Annotated in this window: 12 protein-coding genes; 10 read left to right on the top strand and 2 right to left on the bottom strand. The window is 70.1% G+C overall.

The window, feature by feature from the left end; translation table 11 throughout:
* Nucleotides 1-2: 2 nt before the first annotated feature.
* The 8 genes from OP498_RS04760 (at nucleotide 3) to OP498_RS04725 (ending at nucleotide 11923) form a co-directional block, all read left to right on the top strand.
* Nucleotides 3-2006 (top strand): heme lyase CcmF/NrfE family subunit, encoded by a 2004-nt coding sequence (locus OP498_RS04760; RefSeq protein ID WP_280546271.1) that lies wholly within the window; start codon nucleotides 3-5, stop codon nucleotides 2004-2006.
* The gene (locus OP498_RS04755; RefSeq protein ID WP_280546270.1) at nucleotides 2003-2530 is read left to right on the top strand and encodes a DsbE family thiol:disulfide interchange protein; all 528 of its coding nucleotides are present in this window, start codon (nucleotides 2003-2005) and stop codon (nucleotides 2528-2530) included. The genes OP498_RS04760 and OP498_RS04755 overlap by 4 nt, the downstream gene beginning before the upstream one ends.
* Nucleotides 2521-2988, top strand: a complete 468-nt coding sequence (locus tag OP498_RS04750) for a cytochrome c-type biogenesis protein (protein WP_280546269.1) — start codon at nucleotides 2521-2523, stop codon at nucleotides 2986-2988. The genes OP498_RS04755 and OP498_RS04750 overlap by 10 nt, the downstream gene beginning before the upstream one ends.
* Complete coding sequence (gene ccmI / locus OP498_RS04745) at nucleotides 2985-4229, top strand: c-type cytochrome biogenesis protein CcmI (RefSeq protein ID WP_280546268.1); 1245 nt, start codon at nucleotides 2985-2987, stop codon at nucleotides 4227-4229. The genes OP498_RS04750 and ccmI overlap by 4 nt, the downstream gene beginning before the upstream one ends.
* Before the next feature lie 4 nt (nucleotides 4230-4233).
* A complete protein-coding gene (gene smc, locus OP498_RS04740; RefSeq protein WP_280552802.1) occupies nucleotides 4234-7728 on the top strand; it encodes a chromosome segregation protein SMC in 3495 nt (1164 codons plus the stop codon).
* Between the two features lie 226 nt (nucleotides 7729-7954).
* Nucleotides 7955-9436: a cell division protein ZipA gene (gene zipA, locus OP498_RS04735; protein WP_280552801.1), complete on the top strand. Its 1482-nt coding sequence runs from the start codon at nucleotides 7955-7957 to the stop codon at nucleotides 9434-9436.
* 175 nt (nucleotides 9437-9611) lie between these two features.
* Nucleotides 9612-11657 (top strand): NAD-dependent DNA ligase LigA, encoded by a 2046-nt coding sequence (gene ligA, locus OP498_RS04730; protein ID WP_280552800.1) that lies wholly within the window; start codon nucleotides 9612-9614, stop codon nucleotides 11655-11657.
* Nucleotides 11654-11923, top strand: coding sequence for a YheU family protein (locus OP498_RS04725; protein ID WP_280546261.1), 270 nt, complete (start codon nucleotides 11654-11656; stop codon nucleotides 11921-11923). The genes ligA and OP498_RS04725 overlap by 4 nt, the downstream gene beginning before the upstream one ends.
* 7 nt (nucleotides 11924-11930) lie before the next feature.
* On the opposite strand, the gene mnmC is transcribed toward OP498_RS04725, so the two are convergent.
* Both mnmC and OP498_RS04715 read right to left on the bottom strand, forming a co-directional pair.
* Nucleotides 11931-13976: a bifunctional tRNA (5-methylaminomethyl-2-thiouridine)(34)-methyltransferase MnmD/FAD-dependent 5-carboxymethylaminomethyl-2-thiouridine(34) oxidoreductase MnmC gene (gene mnmC, locus OP498_RS04720; RefSeq protein ID WP_280552799.1), complete on the bottom strand. Its 2046-nt coding sequence runs from the start codon at nucleotides 13974-13976 to the stop codon at nucleotides 11931-11933.
* A 158-nt stretch (nucleotides 13977-14134) separates the two neighbouring features.
* Nucleotides 14135-14434 (bottom strand): YciI family protein, encoded by a 300-nt coding sequence (locus OP498_RS04715; protein ID WP_280552798.1) that lies wholly within the window; start codon nucleotides 14432-14434, stop codon nucleotides 14135-14137.
* Between the two features lie 121 nt (nucleotides 14435-14555).
* On the opposite strand from OP498_RS04715, the gene OP498_RS04710 reads away from it, so the two are divergent.
* Nucleotides 14556-15458, top strand: a complete 903-nt coding sequence (locus OP498_RS04710) for a PHP domain-containing protein (protein ID WP_280552797.1) — start codon at nucleotides 14556-14558, stop codon at nucleotides 15456-15458.
* Nucleotides 15459-15529: 71 nt separating this feature from the next.
* Nucleotides 15530-16153 carry an L-threonylcarbamoyladenylate synthase gene (locus OP498_RS04705; RefSeq protein WP_280552796.1) on the top strand — a complete coding sequence of 208 codons (624 nt, stop codon included), beginning with the start codon at nucleotides 15530-15532 and terminating at the stop codon, nucleotides 16151-16153.
* Nucleotides 16154-16158 lie beyond the last annotated feature (5 nt).

The following is a 16158-nucleotide window of genomic DNA, read 5'->3' as shown; positions in this document are numbered from 1 at the left end:
CCATGCAGACCCTGATGATCCCCGAAATCGGCCACTACGCCCTGATCATTGCCCTGCTGATGGCCCTGGTCCAGGCGGTGATGCCACTCGCCGGGGCGGCCACCCGTCGCCCGCTGTGGATGGCCTACGCGCGTCCCATGGCCACTGGACAGTTCCTGTTTCTGGGCATTGCCTATCTTTGCCTGACCGCCAGTTACCTGCTGGATGATTTCAGCGTGGCCAACGTGGCCAACAACTCCAACTCGATGCTGCCCTGGTACTACAAGGCCAGCGCCGTGTGGGGCAATCACGAGGGCTCGGTGTTGCTGTGGAGCCTGATCCTGGCGGGCTGGACCTTCGCCGTCGCTCACCTTTCCAAGCGACTGCCCCGCGACATGCTGGCCCGGGTACTGGGCGTCATGGGGCTGGTCAGCGTCGGCTTCCTGGCCTTTGTGCTGATCACCTCCAACCCCTTCGAGCGGCTGCTGCCCAACGTCCCCCAGGATGGCGCCGACCTCAATCCGCTGCTGCAGGACTTCGGTTTGATCGTCCACCCGCCGATGCTCTACATGGGCTACGTGGGCTTCTCGGTGGTCTTCGCCTTCGCCATCGCCGCCCTGCTGGAGGGGCGCCTGGATGCGGCCTGGACCCGTTGGGCGCGGCCCTGGACCAACATCGCCTGGGCCTTCCTCACCGTGGGCATCGCCTTGGGCAGCTGGTGGGCCTACTACGAGCTGGGCTGGGGCGGCTGGTGGTTCTGGGACCCGGTCGAGAATGCCTCGCTGTTGCCGTGGCTGGCCGGCACGGCGCTGATCCACTCGCTGGCGGTGACCGAGAAGCGGGGGACCTTCAAGAGCTGGACGGTGCTGCTGGCGATCTTCACCTTCTCGCTGTCACTGATGGGCACCTTCCTGGTGCGCTCGGGCGTTCTCACCTCGGTGCATGCCTTCGCCAACGACCCCGCCCGCGGGCTGTTCATCCTGGCGTTGCTGGGCATCACCGTGGGGCTGTCGCTGCTGTTGTTCGCGCTGCGCGCACCGCGGGTCAGCCAGCGGGTGGGCTTCGGCTGGCTGTCGCGTGACGCCCTGCTGCTGATCAATAACATCCTGCTGGTGATCATGACCGTCACGGTGCTGCTCGGCACGGTCTATCCGCTGCTGCTCGATGCCCTGAACCTGGGCAAGATCAGCGTCGGCCCGCCCTACTTCAACGCCCTCTTCGTGCCGTTGACGGTGGCGCTCTGCCTGTTCATGGGCCTGGGCCCCCTGTCGCGCTGGAAGGATACCTCGCCCCGCGACCTCTTCCGGCGCAGCTGGCTCGCCGGCCTGGCGGCCCTGGTGATCGGTGCGGTTGCACCGCTGCTCTATCGCGGGGAGTGGAACCTCAAGGTGAGCCTGGGGGTGGCGGTGGCGCTGTGGATCGTGTTGCCCATGGCTCGCGACTTCTGGGCCAGGTCCCGCCACTCTGCCGGCCGCCTGGCCGGCATCAAGCGGCTGTCGCTTGCCTACTGGGGCATGGTGCTGGGCCACCTGGGCATCGCGGTGACCATCATCGGCGTCACCGTGGTCTCCAACTACGCCATCGAGCGCAACGTGCGCATGGGCGTAGGCGACAGTGTCGAGGTGGCCGGCTACACCTTCACCATGACCGAGCTCACCAATCGGCGGGGGCCCAACTACCTGGCGGACGCCGCCGAGATCGAGGTGCGTCGCGGCGACAGCCGGCGCCGCTTCACCATGACCCCCGAGAAGCGCCTCTATATCGCTCGGGGCATGCCGATGACCCAGGTCGCGCTGAGCCCCGGCCTGTTCCGTGACCTCTACGTGGCCATGGGCGAGGACCTGGGGGACGGCAGCTGGGCCATGCGCCTGCAGGTCAAGCCCTTCGTGCGCTGGCTGTGGCTGGGGGCCCTGCTGATGGCCACCGGCGGATTGCTGGCCGTGGCGGACCGGCGTTATCGGCGCAGCGTGAAGGCCCGCGACCCGGAACGCGCGGTAGTCGCCGAGCCCCGGGAGGCCACCACATGAAGCGACGCCTGCTGCTGCTGCTGCCGTTGGTCGGCTTCCTGGTGCTCGGTGCCTTCCTCTACATGGGGCTGTCGATCAATCCCTTCGAGCGAGATTCGGCGCTGATGGCGAGGGAGTTCCCAGCCTTCGAGCTCACCACCCTCGAGGATCCCGAGCGGGTGGTGGATGCCTCGCTGCTCGAGGGCGAGGTCACTCTGGTCAACGTCTGGGGCGAGTGGTGCCCGACCTGCAAGCAGGAGATGCCGCAGCTGCTCGACCTCGCCGAGCGCGGCGTGCGCCTGGTGGGGGTCGACTACAAGGACACCCGGGATAAGGGACGTGAGTTCCTCACCGAGTTCGGCAACCCCTTCGAGGTCAACATCTTCGACCCCGAGGGCAGCCTGGGCTTCGACCTGGGCGTCTACGGTGCCCCGGAGACCTTCCTGGTCGACCGCGACGGCATTATCCGCTACCACCATACCGGCTATATCCGGCCGGAGGACGTGCGCAAGACGATACTGCCGGAGGTGGAAAGATGGCGCTGATCCCCCGACTGCTGCTGTGTGCCGTCCTGCTGTGGCCCATCCTGGGCCAGGCGGCGGTGGAGGTGCGCGAGTTCGATGACCCGGTCACCGAACAGCGCTATCGCGACCTCACCGCGACCCTGCGTTGCCCCAAATGCGAGAACCAGGCCATCGGTGACTCCGATTCGCCCATCGCCGGCGACATGCGAGAACGGGTCTATCTCCAGCTCCAGGACGGCCGCTCCGACAAGGAGATCCTCGACTTCATGGTCAACCGCTTCGGTGACTATGTGCTCTATAACCCGCGCCTTGAGGGACGCACCCTGCTGTTGTGGGGGCTCCCCGCGGGCCTGGTGCTGCTGGGCGCCCTGGTGGTGGTGCTCATGGTGCGCGCCCGTCGGCGCACCTCGGTCCGCGATCTGAGCGCCGAGGAGCGCGCGCGCCTGGATGCCCTGATCAAACGCGAGAGGACCCAATGACCCTGCTATGGATCGCCCTTGCCGTCCTGCTGCTGCCGGCCCTGTGGCTGCTGGTGGCCCCCCTGCGGCGTGCCGCCTCCGTGCGTGCCGCCCAGCGTGACGTCGAGGCCAACGACCGCACGACCGACCAGAACCTGGCCATCTACCGCCGCCGGCTGGCCTCGCTGGAGGCGGCCCTGGAGCGGGGCGACATCGACCAGTCGCGCTTCGAGGAGGATCGCCTGGAGCTCGAGCGCAGCCTGCTCGAGGATACCGAGCGCCTGGCGCGCGCGCCGCTGAAGCCGGCCGCGTCCGGCAAGCTGGCGGTGCCGGTCGTCATGGTGGCCGTGGTGCTGGCCAGCCTCACCTGGTACCTCCAGGAGGGGGCGGAGGGCGACCTCACCCTCTATACGGTCCAGCAGCAGGTGATGAACGACCCCGAGGCCTCGTTGCCGATGCTGATCGAGCGGCTCGAGGAGCAGGCCGCCCGCCAGCCCGACAATCCCAACGTCTGGCGGGCACTGTTCCCGCTCTACCGTGACAGCGGCCGCAGCGACGCGGCCATTCGCACCCTGGAACGGCTGGTCGAGCTCGAGGGGCGCCAGCCCTGGCTGCTGGCCGAGCTCGCCCAGATCCGCTACTTCGCCGCCGGCCGTGAGATGACCGCTGAGGTCCAGGCGCTGGTCGACGAGGTGTTGGCGATGGACCCCGCCCAGCCGACGCTGCTCGGCATGCTCGGCGTCGAGGCCTTCGAGACGGGCGACTTTGATGCCGCCATCGACCAGTGGCGCCGGGCCATCGCCGGCATGGAGGACCCCGATACCGCCGACGCCCTGCGCCAGGGCATCCGCGTCGCCCAGCAGCGCCTGGGGATCGCGCCGGACGAGGCCGAGCAGACCGTCGCCGAGGGGCCCGGCATCACCGTCAGGGTTCGCCTGGCAGATGACCTCGCCGGGCGACTCGACGACGACGCCACCGTCTTCGTGGTGGCGCGGGACCTCGCAGGGGAGCTGCCGCCGCTGGCCGTGGTCCGGGCCCGGCTGGGCGAGCTGCCGACCACCGTGGTGCTCGATGATGGCCGTTCCATGTCCCCCCAGGCGCGGATCTCCCAGGTGGACCAGGCGCGACTGAGGGTCCGTGTCTCGGCGAGTGGCCAGGCCACGCCCCGGCCCGGCGACCTGCTCGGGACCCTCGAGGGGGTGACGGTGGGCGACACCGATGGCGAGCCCGTCGAGGTAGTGATCGACCGGGTCGTCGAGTAAGCCCATGCGCCTGACGTCGATCCGCCTGGCCGGGTTCAAGTCCTTCGTCGACCCGGTCACCGTGCCCTTCGACGGCAACATGACCGCCATCGTGGGGCCCAACGGCTGCGGCAAGTCCAACATCATCGATGCGGTGCGCTGGGTCATGGGCGAATCCTCGGCCAAGACCCTGCGCGGCGAATCGATGACCGACGTCATCTTCAACGGCTCCACTGGCCGCAAGCCGGTGGGGCTGGCCTCCATCGAGCTGCTCTTCGACAACCGTGACGGCGCCATGGGCGGCGTCTATGCCCAGTACGCCGAGATCGCCGTCAAGCGCCAGGTCACCCGCGACGCCCAGTCCAGCTACTTCTTCAACGGCCAGAAGTGCCGCCGCCGTGACATCGCGGATCTGTTTCTGGGCACCGGCCTGGGGCCGCGCTCCTATGCCATCATCGGCCAGGGCATGATCTCGCGGCTGATCGAGGCGCGCCCCGAGGAACTGCGCTCGACCCTCGAGGAGGCCGCCGGCATCTCCAAGTACAAGGAGCGACGCCGCGAGACCGAGAACCGCATGCGGCGCACCCAGGAGAACCTGGAGCGCCTGGAGGACATCCGCGAGGAGCTCGACAAGCAGCTCGAGCGGCTCAAGCGCCAGGCCGAGGCGGCGCGTCGCTACCAGACCCTCAAGCAGGAGGAGCATCGTCTCAAGGGCGAGCTGGCGCTGCTGCGCGGTCGCGCCCTGCGTGCCAGCCAGACCGAGGAGGAGTCCCGCGTTCGCGAGCTGGAGACCGCCGTGGAGCGCGAGGTGCTGGGCATGCGCCAGGCCGAGAGCCGCCTGGAAGAGGCCCGCGCCGAGCATGACCGCCTCGCCGAGGAGCTCGACGGCCGGCAAGCGAGCTTCTTCGAGACCACCACCGCCATCGCCCGCCTGGAGCAGGACCTGGAGCACACCCGCTCCCGGGACCAGCAGCTGGCCCGCGATCTCGAGGCCGCGCGCCGCGAGCTTTCCGAGCTCGCCCGCCTCGGTGACGACGACGACGCGCGCCTGGCTCGCCTGGACGAGCGCCTCGCGACCCTGGGGCCGGAACAGGAAGAGGTGGAGGAACAGCTCGCCGAGCTGGAGGCCGCCCTGGAGGAGGCCGAGCCTCGGGCCGAGGAGGCCGATGCCGCCTGGGAGAGCTTCGGCGAGCGCTGGCAGGAACAGAGCCGCGAGGCGGAGCGCGCCCAGGACCGGCTGCGCGACCTGGAGAGTCGGCTCGAGCGCCTGGCTGCCGACGAGCGCCGCCGCCGCCAGCAGCACGAGGAGCTGCCCGACATCGCCGGCCTGGGCGAGCAGCGCCGCGAACTGGCCGAACGCCATGCCGAGCTCGAGGCACGCCTGGCCGAGCTCGAGGCGCGCCGCGGCGAGCACCAGGCCAGCCGCGATGGCGCCCGGGAGCTGGTGCGGGAGGCCGAGGCGGCCCGCGAGGCCGACCGCCAGCGGCGCAGCACCCTGCAGGGCGAGCTGGCCTCGCTGGAGGCGCTGATCCAGGCGGCCCTGGCCGATAACGACGAGGCGCTGGATGCGCACCTGACCGAACACGGACTGGGTCAGCAGCCGCGTCTCGGCGAGGCCCTCGAGGTCGAGCCCGGCTGGGAGGAGGCGGTCTCCTGGGTGCTGGCGCCCTGGCTGCGGGCGCGGCTGGTGTCGCTTCCCGGCGCCCGCGAGGCCCTGGCCTCGCCGCCGGACGCCGAACTCGGCCTGCTCGAGGCCGAGGTGTCGCCTGCCCCGGCCGGCAGCCTGGCGGCCCGGGTGCGTGGGGCCGGGGCGGCCGGCCAATGGCTGGCCGGGATCCGTTGCGTCGCCGACCGCGAGGCGGCCTGGGCGGCCCGCGAGGGCCTGGCGGCCGGCGAGAGCCTGATTAGCCCCGATGGCCTCTGGCTGGGGGCCGGCTGGGTGCGCCATCGTGGCGCCGGCAACGGCCCGGATGCGCTGCTGGTCAGCCGTCGCCGCGAGGCGGAGGTGCGCGATGAGCTGGCCGGGGTGGAAGCCCGCCTCGCCGACCAGGACCGTCACCTCGAGGAGGCCGCGGCCCGCGTCGAACAGGCCGAGGCGGACCTGGAGCAGGCGCGACTCGAAGAGCGCGAGCTCGAGCAGCAGCGCCAGCAGCTGGCCGTGGAGGAGAGCGGGCTGGCCAGCCGGCTCGAGCACCTGGAAGGGCGCGCCGCCGAACTCGCCGAGGAACTCGAGGGCCTGGCCGAATCCCGCGAGGAGGCCCTGTTGGCCCTCGAGGAGTCACGCGAGCAGTGGCAGGCGGCGATGGCGCGGCTGGAGGAGGGGGCCGAGACCCGCGAGCGGCTCGAGCGGGACCGTCGCGAGGCCCGCGAGACGCTGGCCGCGCTGCGCGCACGGCAGCGTCCCCTGGCCGAGCAGGCCCAGCGCCTGGCCCTGGAGCAGGAGCGGACCGCCACCGAACGCAGCGGGCTGGCCGAGCAGCTGGGCCGCGCCGGCGAGGCGCGCGAGCGCCTCGAGTTGCGCTGTGCCGAGCTCGAGGAGGCGCGCGAAGGCCTCCATGAACCCGACGAGGAGCGTCGCGAGCGGCTCGACGAGCTCTTGGAGCGCCGCGAGCGCGAGGAGCGGGTGCTCAACGAGACCCGTGCCCGGGCCGCCGAACTGGTCGAGCGGCTGCGCGAGGACGAGCAGGCCCGCCAGGGCCACGAGCGCAGCCTCGAGGGCATTCGCGAGCGTCTCCAGGAGTCGCGCATGCAGGCCCAGGCCCTCTCCCTCAAGGCCGAGGCCCAGGACGAGCAGCTCGCCGAGCTGAACCACGACGCCGCGAGCCTGTCCGAGTCCCTTGATCCCAATGCCACCGAGTCCGCCTGGCAGACCCGGCTGGAGGAGGTCGGCGAGCGCGTCCGCCGGCTGGGGGCCATCAACCTGGCGGCCATCGAGGAGTACGACCAGCAGGCCGAGCGGCGCGACTACCTGGAGGCCCAGCATGCCGAGCTGAGCGAGGCGCTGGAGACCCTGGACCGGGCCATACGGCGTATCGACCAGGAAACCCGGACACGATTCCGCGACACCTTCGAGCGAGTCAATGCCGGCCTGCAGGTGCTTTTCCCGCGGGTATTCGGTGGGGGAACCGCGTGGTTGACCCTGACCGGCGAGGATTTGCTGGAATCCGGGGTGGCCATCATGGCGCGCCCCCCCGGTAAGAAGAACACCACCATTCACCTGCTCTCCGGTGGGGAAAAGGCGCTCACCGCGCTGTCGATGGTATTTGCCATCTTCCAGCTCAATCCGGCGCCCTTCTGCATGCTCGACGAGGTGGATGCCCCGCTGGATGATGCCAATGTGGGACGCTACGCCAAGCTGGTGAAGGAGATGTCCGACACCGTCCAGTTCATCTACATCACCCACAACAAGATCGCCATGGAGGCGTCGGAACGCTTGATGGGGGTGACCATGCAGGAGCCCGGGGTGTCACGCCTGGTGTCGGTCGGCGTCGAGGAGGCCGCGGCCCTGGCCGAGGCCTGATGGGCTTGAACGTGAACGGCAAACGGGTTAACAAGGAAGACAATGAATACTGCATTGCACGGAAGCACGGGGAACCTTAAGGGCGATTGCGAAGGGTCCGGTCGGGTTACGGCAGCAAAATGCCGAGCTTGACAAATAAAAAAAGTGGCCCTTTTTTTGGCAATCGCGCTATGCTGTTGACGGACAACCATCAGGCATGGCGCCTTAGCAAAAGGCATGACGACCCATGGAACTAAGAGAGTGGCTGATCTTACTAGGGCTGGCGCTGGTGACCCTCATCGTCATCGATGGTGTGCGTCGCCTGCAGCGTCAGCGTCGTGTTCCACGTCTCGACCAGGTCTCTGCGGACCGTGACGAGCGTGGCCCCACGGGGAACGACGAGGACCCTGAAGCCGCGGCCCGCGCGGCCGAAATCAACTGGGAGCTGCCCAACGGAGGGGCGCGGGTCATCAGGCCGGCGGACGACCGGGGGGTACAATCCAAGCCCAAGCTGCAGCGTCAGGAGCACCCCGGCCCCTCGCGGGTGCTGGCGGAGTTCCGGCAGCATGCCGACGGCCCCGAGGCATCGGGCCCCCGGCCGGCCGGCGAGCGAGAGCCGAGCGTCGCCCGTCCCGCCGGGGGCCCGGTGACGGCGCCGGCGGCGGATCAGGAGCCGACGGGTCTCTACCCCGAGGCCGACGAGCGCCGCGAGCCGGGGCTCTCGAGCCTGGATGGCCTGGATGATAAGCCCATGGAGTCCGCTGCAGCACGGCAGGATACCCAGCCCCTGGCGGCCGACCCCGAGGATCACGACACCTACGCCGACGAGGAGCACTATCGCCTGGTGGACCTCGAGGGCATGGGCGATTCCTTCAAGAGCGGCTCCAAGCGGGTCGGCTCCTCCATGCAGCGCTTCGGGGCCTCCCTGCAGAAGAGCCTCACCGAGCGGCGTGAGCACAAGCGCAGCGAGAAGGTTCGCCGCGAGCAGCAGCGCGCCGAGAACGCCGCTCGCGAGGCGGCGTGTCGCCAGCAGGCCGAGGACGAGAAGGCCGTCCGGGAGGCCGAGCGGCGTCGCCTGGAGGCCGAGACGGTGGCCTTTGCCGATGACGATGACCCGCTCTTCACCCCCGCCCACCACCCGCGGCAGGCGTCCGAGGAGGCACCGGTCGAGACCGCGAGGGACGACGTGGCCCCGCGCGACGACGTGGTGCGTACCCACCCGGTGCTGGAACGGGCCCTTCGCCATGACGTCAACGCCGAGCATGCCCGTGAGACCCTGAGCCAGGCCGACGAGATCATCGTCATCAGCGTGATGTCCCGGGACGAGGAGGGCTTCTCCGGGACGGCATTGCTCGACCTGATGCTGGCCTGCGGGCTGCGCTATGGCCGCGACATGGGCATCTTCCATCGCTTCGAGACCGAGGATCCCGAGAGCCGCCTGCAGTTCTCCATGGTCAACGTGGTCAAGCCGGGGACCTTCCCCATCGAGGCCATGGACGACTTCCGCACCCAGGGCATCACCCTGCTGATGCCGCTGCCGGGCGCCAGTGATACCGCGGCCGCCTTCGAGGCGATGGTCGAGACCGCCATGGTCATCGTCCGCCACCTCGGCGGCGAGCTGAAGGACGAGAACCAGAGCGTGATGACCGCCCAGACCGTGGGGTTCGCCCGCCAGCGGGTCCAGGAGTTCGAGCGGCGCAATCGCCTCAACCGCTATCAGGTGAATTAGCCGACCGGGCTACGCCCGGAGCCGTAAGCCGTAAGCTTGAAGCGGAACAACCCCATGAATCCATGGGGTTGTTCTGTTATCAGGGATACGAAATGATGCCTAGCTTCAAGCTTCAAGCTTCAAGCTTCAAGCTTCAAGCTTCGAGCTTTCCCGCAATTATCAGACCAGGGACGTCATGACCCAAGCCGACCCGCAGATCCTCGACGAGGTGGCGCGCCTGCGTGCCGAGCTCGACGATGCCAACTACCGCTACTATGTCCTCGATGAGCCCCGGCTCACCGATGCCGACTATGACCGCCGCCTTCGCCGCCTGCAGGAGCTCGAGGACGCCTATCCCGACCTGGTGACCCCCGACTCGCCGACCCGGCGGGTGGGAGCCGCGCCCGATGCCGGCTTCCCCGAGGTGCGGCATGCCGTGCCCATGCTCTCGCTGGACAACGCCTTCAGCGAGGAGGAAATCAAGGCCTTCGTCAGGCGCGTCGCCGACCGCCTGGAGGGCCATGGCGAGCCGCTGGCCTTCTGCTGTGAGCCCAAGCTCGACGGTGCCGCCGTGTCGCTGGTCTACGAGCAAGGCATGCTGGTCAACGGCGCCACCCGCGGCGACGGCCGCAGCGGCGAGGGCATCACCTCCAACCTGCGCACCCTGCGCTCCATCCCGCTGAGTCTGCGTGGTGATGACCCGCCCGACCTGCTGGAGGTGCGCGGCGAGGTGATCATGAGCCATCAAGGCTTCGAGGCGTTGAATGAGCGGGCCCGGGAGTCGGACGGCAAGGTGTTTGCCAACCCCCGCAACGCCGCCGCCGGCAGCCTGCGCCAGCTCGACCCCAAGGTCACCGCAACGCGCCGGCTGGAGTTCAGCGCCTATCAGGTGGCGCGCATCGAGCCGCAGCGAGACGACGCCAGTCACAGCCAGCTGATGGCCAGGCTCGGCGAGTACGGCTTTCGCACCAGTCAGGAGCTGGCGGTGGTCGAGGGGGCCGAGGGGATCATCGACTACTGTCGGCGGCTCGGCGAGAAGCGCGACGGACTCGGCTACGACATCGACGGCGTGGTGATCAAGGTCGACGACCTGCGTCGGCAGCGCGAGCTCGGCTTCGTGGCGCGCGCCCCGCGCTGGGCCATCGCCTTCAAGTTTCCCGCCCAGGAGGAGACCACCCGGCTCAACGGCGTGGAGTTCCAGGTCGGCCGCACCGGGGCGATCACCCCCGTGGCCCGGCTCGAGCCGGTCTCAGTGGCCGGGGTCACCGTCGCCAACGCCACCCTGCACAATGCCGACGAGATCGACCGGCTCGGCGTGATGATCGGCGACACCGTGGCGATCCGTCGCGCCGGTGACGTCATTCCCCAGGTGGTCCGGGTGCTGGAGGAGCGCCGTCCGGACGATGCACGGGCGATCGTCTTCCCCGAGCACTGCCCGGCCTGTGGCGCGGACATCGAGCACCTGGAGGGCGAGGTGGTGGCGCGCTGCTCCGGGGGGCTCTACTGTCCCGCCCAGCGCAAGGAGGCGCTGAAGCACTTCGCCTCGCGCCGGGCGCTGGACATCGACGGCCTGGGCGAGAAGCTCATCGACCAGCTCGTGGAGCGTGACTGGGTGACCACGCCGGCGGACCTCTTCCGGCTCGAGACCGAGCGCCTCGCCGAGCTGCCGCGCATGGGCAAGAAGTCCGCCGAGAACCTGGTGGCGGCGCTGGAGAAGGCAAAAGAAACCACTCTAGCGCGCTTCATCTATGCCCTGGGCATCCGTGAAGTGGGCGAGGCCACGGCGGCCAACCTGGCCCGACACTTCGGCCGCCTGGAGGCGCTGATGGGGGCCGACATCGAGGCGCTGGAGGCCGTGGAGGATGTGGGCCCCGTCGTCGCCGCCCACGTGCATACCTTCTTTCGCCAGCCCCACAACCGCGAGACCATCGACGACCTGATCGCCTGCGGGCTGAACTGGCCTGAGGAGGAGGTCGGCGAGCGCCCCCGGCCGCTGGCCGGCCAGAGCTGGGTGCTCACCGGCACCTTGGAGAGCATGACCCGCGACGAGGGCAAGGCGCGACTCCAGGCCCTGGGCGCCAAGGTGGCGGGCAGTGTCTCGCGCAAGACCGCCTGCGTGGTGGCCGGCGAGGCCGTCGGCAGCAAGCGGGAGAAGGCCGAGCAGATAGGGGTCGAAGTCATCGACGAGGCCAGCTTCCTCGAGCGGCTGGCCGCCTGGGAAAAGGGGGAGACCGATTCATGAATGGCGATCGCTTTATCGAGGTGCCGTCCCGCATGCTGCCGGGCGAGACCCTGGACGCCCTGCTGGAGGCCTTCGTCACCCGCCAGGGCTATGACACCACCGATACCTCTGATGGCATGCGCGGCTGGGTGGCCCAGCTCAAGGCCCAGCTCGAGCGCGGCGAGCTGCTGATCGCCCATGACCTCAGGACCGAGACCACCGAGGTGATGACCCTGGCCCAGTGGCGCGCCTTCGGCCGCGACCTGGCCGACGACGAGGAGGGCTAGGCTCCCTCTACGAGCTGTTTCCGACGCCTCTCGCTGGCTGCTTGCCTTGAATCAGGTCGCGGATCAGCCGCCGGCCGGGATGGAGGTGGTCCACCAGCGGCTGTTCCAGCGGCAGCGGCTCGTCGCAGATCCGTGAAGCGAGAAGCTCCGCGCACAGCGGCGCGCTGGCCAGGCCCCGGGAGCCGTGAGCGGCGCTGATCCATAGCCCCGCATGGTGGCGGCCGGGTGTGTCGGGCACGCGGGTGGCGTCCCTGGCCAGTGCCGCATAGTCGCTCTGCCAGGCCTCGGCGTCGGGCACCGGGCCGGCATAGGGCGACTTGTCGGGGCTGGCGGCGCGCACCGCGGCCCGTCCTTCCAGGTCACACGGGTCGAGACGGGCCCCCGCTTCGCGCAGGGCGGCCACGAAGGCGGGCAGGGTGGCCGTAAGCTCCGCCAGGTTGGCCGCGTGGTCGGCCTCGCGGATCCCGGTGTCCGTCTCGCGGGGCGCGAAGCTGGCGCCGAAGGTGAGCACGCCGTCCAGCGCCGGCGACACATAGCCGCCCGCGCAGATGACCCGTTCGAGCTCGGGGGCGCCCCGGGGCAGGGCGAGCCGGCTGACCTGGCCGCGCACCGGCTGCAGCGGGAGCCGCGCCGTCGGCGCGAAGCGGTTGGCCAGCGCCGCATTGGCGATCACCACCTGGTCGGCCGCCAGGCGCTCGCCGTCGGCCAGCGCCAGCGACCAGCCCTGCTCGTCCGGGGTCATGCCGACCACCTCCGCGCGACGAACCTGGATGCCCGACGTGGCGGCCAGCCGGGCGCAGAGGGCGGCCGGCCGCACCCAGCCTGCCTGGGGGTACTCAAGTCCGCCGTGGTCGATTGGCGTGCCGGCCAGCCGGGAAGCCTCGTCCGCCGTCACCCCTCGCACCACGCCCTCCGGCAGGGGGTGGTGGGCCAGGAAGCGCGCCTGGCGGGCCTGTTCCTTCTCGTGGGTGGCCAGCTGCAACACGCCGCAGGGCGCCCAGAGTTCCCGGTCGGGGTCGAGGGCCTCGAGCCAGCGCCGGCTGTGCAGCAGGCCGGCGAGATAGACCCGGCTCTGGGGGTTGGTGTCGGCCGCGAGCTTGACGTAGAGCGCGCCCTGGGCGTTGCCGGAGCCGCCACTGCCGGGCCCCTCGCGGTCGATCAGGGTGACCGTCACGCCGCGCCGGGCCAGGGCGGCGGCGGTGCTGGCGCCGGCGAGGCCCGCGCCGATCACCGCGATATGACGGGTGCGGTGCGGGGCCGGGGGCGAGAACCAGGGGGAGTGCTCGCGGCGGCGATCCGCGGTGGGCTCGGCGATCTCGCCGGCCAGCATCTCGCGCTTGCGCCCGAAGCCCGGCACCTTGCGCCAGCGAAAGCCGGCGGCGGCGAGGCCACGCTTGACCACCCCGGCGCAGGTGAAGGTGGCCAGGGTCGCTCTGGGGCGCGAGCGGGCCGCCATCGCCTCGAACAGCTCGGGTCGCCACATCTCGGGATTCTTCGCGGGGGCGAAGCCATCGAGGAACCAGGCGTCCACCCGGCCATCGAGCAGCGCCAGGCGCTCGGCGGTGTCGCCGAGGTGCAGGTCCAGGGTGACGCGCACGTCGAGCCATAGCCGGTGCACGCCGGCCACCGCTTCGGGCCACTGGGCGACCAGGCGTGCGGCGCGCTCGGCCAGGTCCGGCCAGGCGGACAGCGCCCGGGCCAGGTCGTCGCGGCGCAGCGGGAACTTCTCGGTGGAGACCAGATGGAGTCGGGCGGCCGGCGGGGCATGGGCATCGAAGCAGGCCCAGGCACAGAGCATGTTGAGCCCGGTGCCGAACCCGGTCTCGCCGATCACGAAGGGGCGCGCCGCCTGCCAGCCGGCGAACCGCTCGGGCAGCCGGTTGGCGGCGATGAAAACGTGCTCGGTCTCGGCGCGGCCGTCATGGCGCGAGAAATAGACGTCATCGAAGGCCGTGGAGTGGGGGGCCTCCTCGCCGCCTTCCTCCCGGCGCCAGTCCAGGCGGGCGCTCTCCAGGCCGGAGAGCGGGGGCAGGTCATCGGGGGCAGCGGTCAAGGCGGGGCTCCCTAGGGGGGTCGAAAGGGCGGGCTGGTCAGGATTTGATCGCTCGCGTCTCGGCGGCCTGCTGACTGCGCTGGCGCAAGGCGTCCGCCGCGTTTCAACAGGCTTGTCCACAGTAGCTGTGGGAAACCCGCTGTTGATAAATGGTTGAGCTATGGCATGACCTTCTTGAAGGGCTTCACCGTCACCTTGGCGTAGACGCCGGCGATCATGTAGGGGTCGGCATCGGCCCAGGCCTGAGCGCTCTCCAGGTCCTCGAACTCGGCGACCACCAGGCTGCCGGTGAAGCCGGCCTCGCCCGGGTCCTCGCTGTCGATGGCGGGGTGGGGGCCGACCAGCACCAGGCGGCCCTCATCGCGCAGCGCCTCGAGGCGGGCCAGGTGGTCGGGACGAGCGGCCAGGCGCCGCTCCAGGCTGTTGTTCACATCTTCACTGATGATGGCGTAGAGCATCTCGGGTCTTCCTCGGTGGTGGGCGGCTCGCGCCGCGGGTGTGACTGGCGCCCGGCATTGACCGTCACCGGTCGGGCACGCAACATGGAAGGATATTCTGACAAAGTCACCTGCCGGCGTCATGCCCATGACAGCACTTCCCGTGCGCTTCGAGGGCGATCCCCTTACCATCGACCTGCACATGCACTCCACGACTTCCGACGGCGCCCTGCCGCCGGCCGAAGTGGTGGCGCTGTGCCGGGCTCGGGGACTGACCCATATGGCGCTCACCGACCATGACACCATGGACGGCATCGCGGAGGCGCAGGCGGCCGCCCGCCGCGAGGGGATCCGGCTGATTCCCGGTACCGAGCTCTCCACGCAATGGCGCGGCATCAACATCCACGTGGTGGGGTTGCTGCCCGATGGCCCCCGCGGCGATCTGGTCCCAGGCCTGGTGGCCCAGGCCGAGGCGCGCGAGCGGCGCTCGTGGCGCATCGCCGAGCGGCTCGAGAAGGTCGGACTCACCGATGCCCTGGCGCGGGCCCGCGAGCAGGCCGGATCGGCGCGCCCGCTGGGCCGCCCGGACTTCGCCCGGGCGCTGGTCGCGGCGGGGCTGGTGCCCGATATCGGCACCGCCTTCAAGAAGCACCTGGGCAACGGCAAGGCCGGCGACATCAAGGCCCACTGGCCCTTCCTCTCCGCGGCGGTGGCCTGGATCCTCGATGCCGGCGGGGTCGCGGTGCTGGCCCATCCGCTGCGCCACGGCCTGACACGGCGCAAGCGCGGCCTGCTGCTCGACGACTTCGCCGCCGCCGGGGGCCAGGCCGCCGAGCTGGTCAGTGGCTTCCAGAATGCCGACGTGACCCGCGACCTGGCGCGGCAGTTGCAGGAGCGCGACCTCTACGGCTCGGTGGGCAGCGACTTCCACTTCCCCGGCGGCCACCTGGCGCCGGGCAGCATGAGTCCGGTGCCACGTACCGCCACGCCGCCGGTGTGGACCCACCCGCGCCTGGCCGGCCTCGCCGCCCCGGCAGCCGCCTGAGGCCGGGACGTCGGATCGCGACGCGCTATAGTGACAGACACCTTCCACCGGCCACCCCACAGGGAGCACGCATGAGCCAGTTCTTCCAGATCCATCCGGACAACCCCCAGAAGCGCCTGATCGACCAGGCGACCCAGATCATTCGCGATGGCGGCGTGGTCGCCTACCCGACCGATTCCGGCTATGCCCTGGGCTGCCACCTGGGCGACAAGAAGGCCATCGAGAAGATCAAGTGGCTGCGCTCGCTGGATGACAAGCATAACTTCACCCTGGTCTGCTCCGATCTCTCCCAGATCGGCACCTACGCCAAGGTGGACAACGATGTCTTTCGCCTGCTCAAGGCTCATACGCCGGGGGCCTACACCTTCATCCTGGATGCTACCAGCGAGGTGCCGCGGCTGCTGCTCCACCCCAAGCGCCGCTCCATCGGCGTGCGCGTGCCGGACCATGCCATCACCCGGGCACTGCTCGCCGCCCTGGGCGAGCCGCTGATGAGCGTCACCCTGATCCCGGTCGGCGAGGAGCTGCCAATGACCGACGCCGAGGAGATCCGCGAGCGTTTCGGGGCGCACCTCAACCTGGTGATCGACGGCGGCGCCTGCCACCTGGATGCCACCAGCGTGATCGACCTGCGCGACCTGCCGCCGAAGATCGTCCGCGAGGGTCGTGGCGACATCACCCCCTTCCAGACCTGACCTCC

Source organism: Halomonas sp. 25-S5 (assembly GCF_029889845.1).
Lineage (GTDB): Bacteria > Pseudomonadota > Gammaproteobacteria > Pseudomonadales > Halomonadaceae > Halomonas.
The sequence above is the reverse complement of the archived record's forward strand: the minus strand, read 5'-3'. Positions and strand labels throughout refer to the sequence as shown.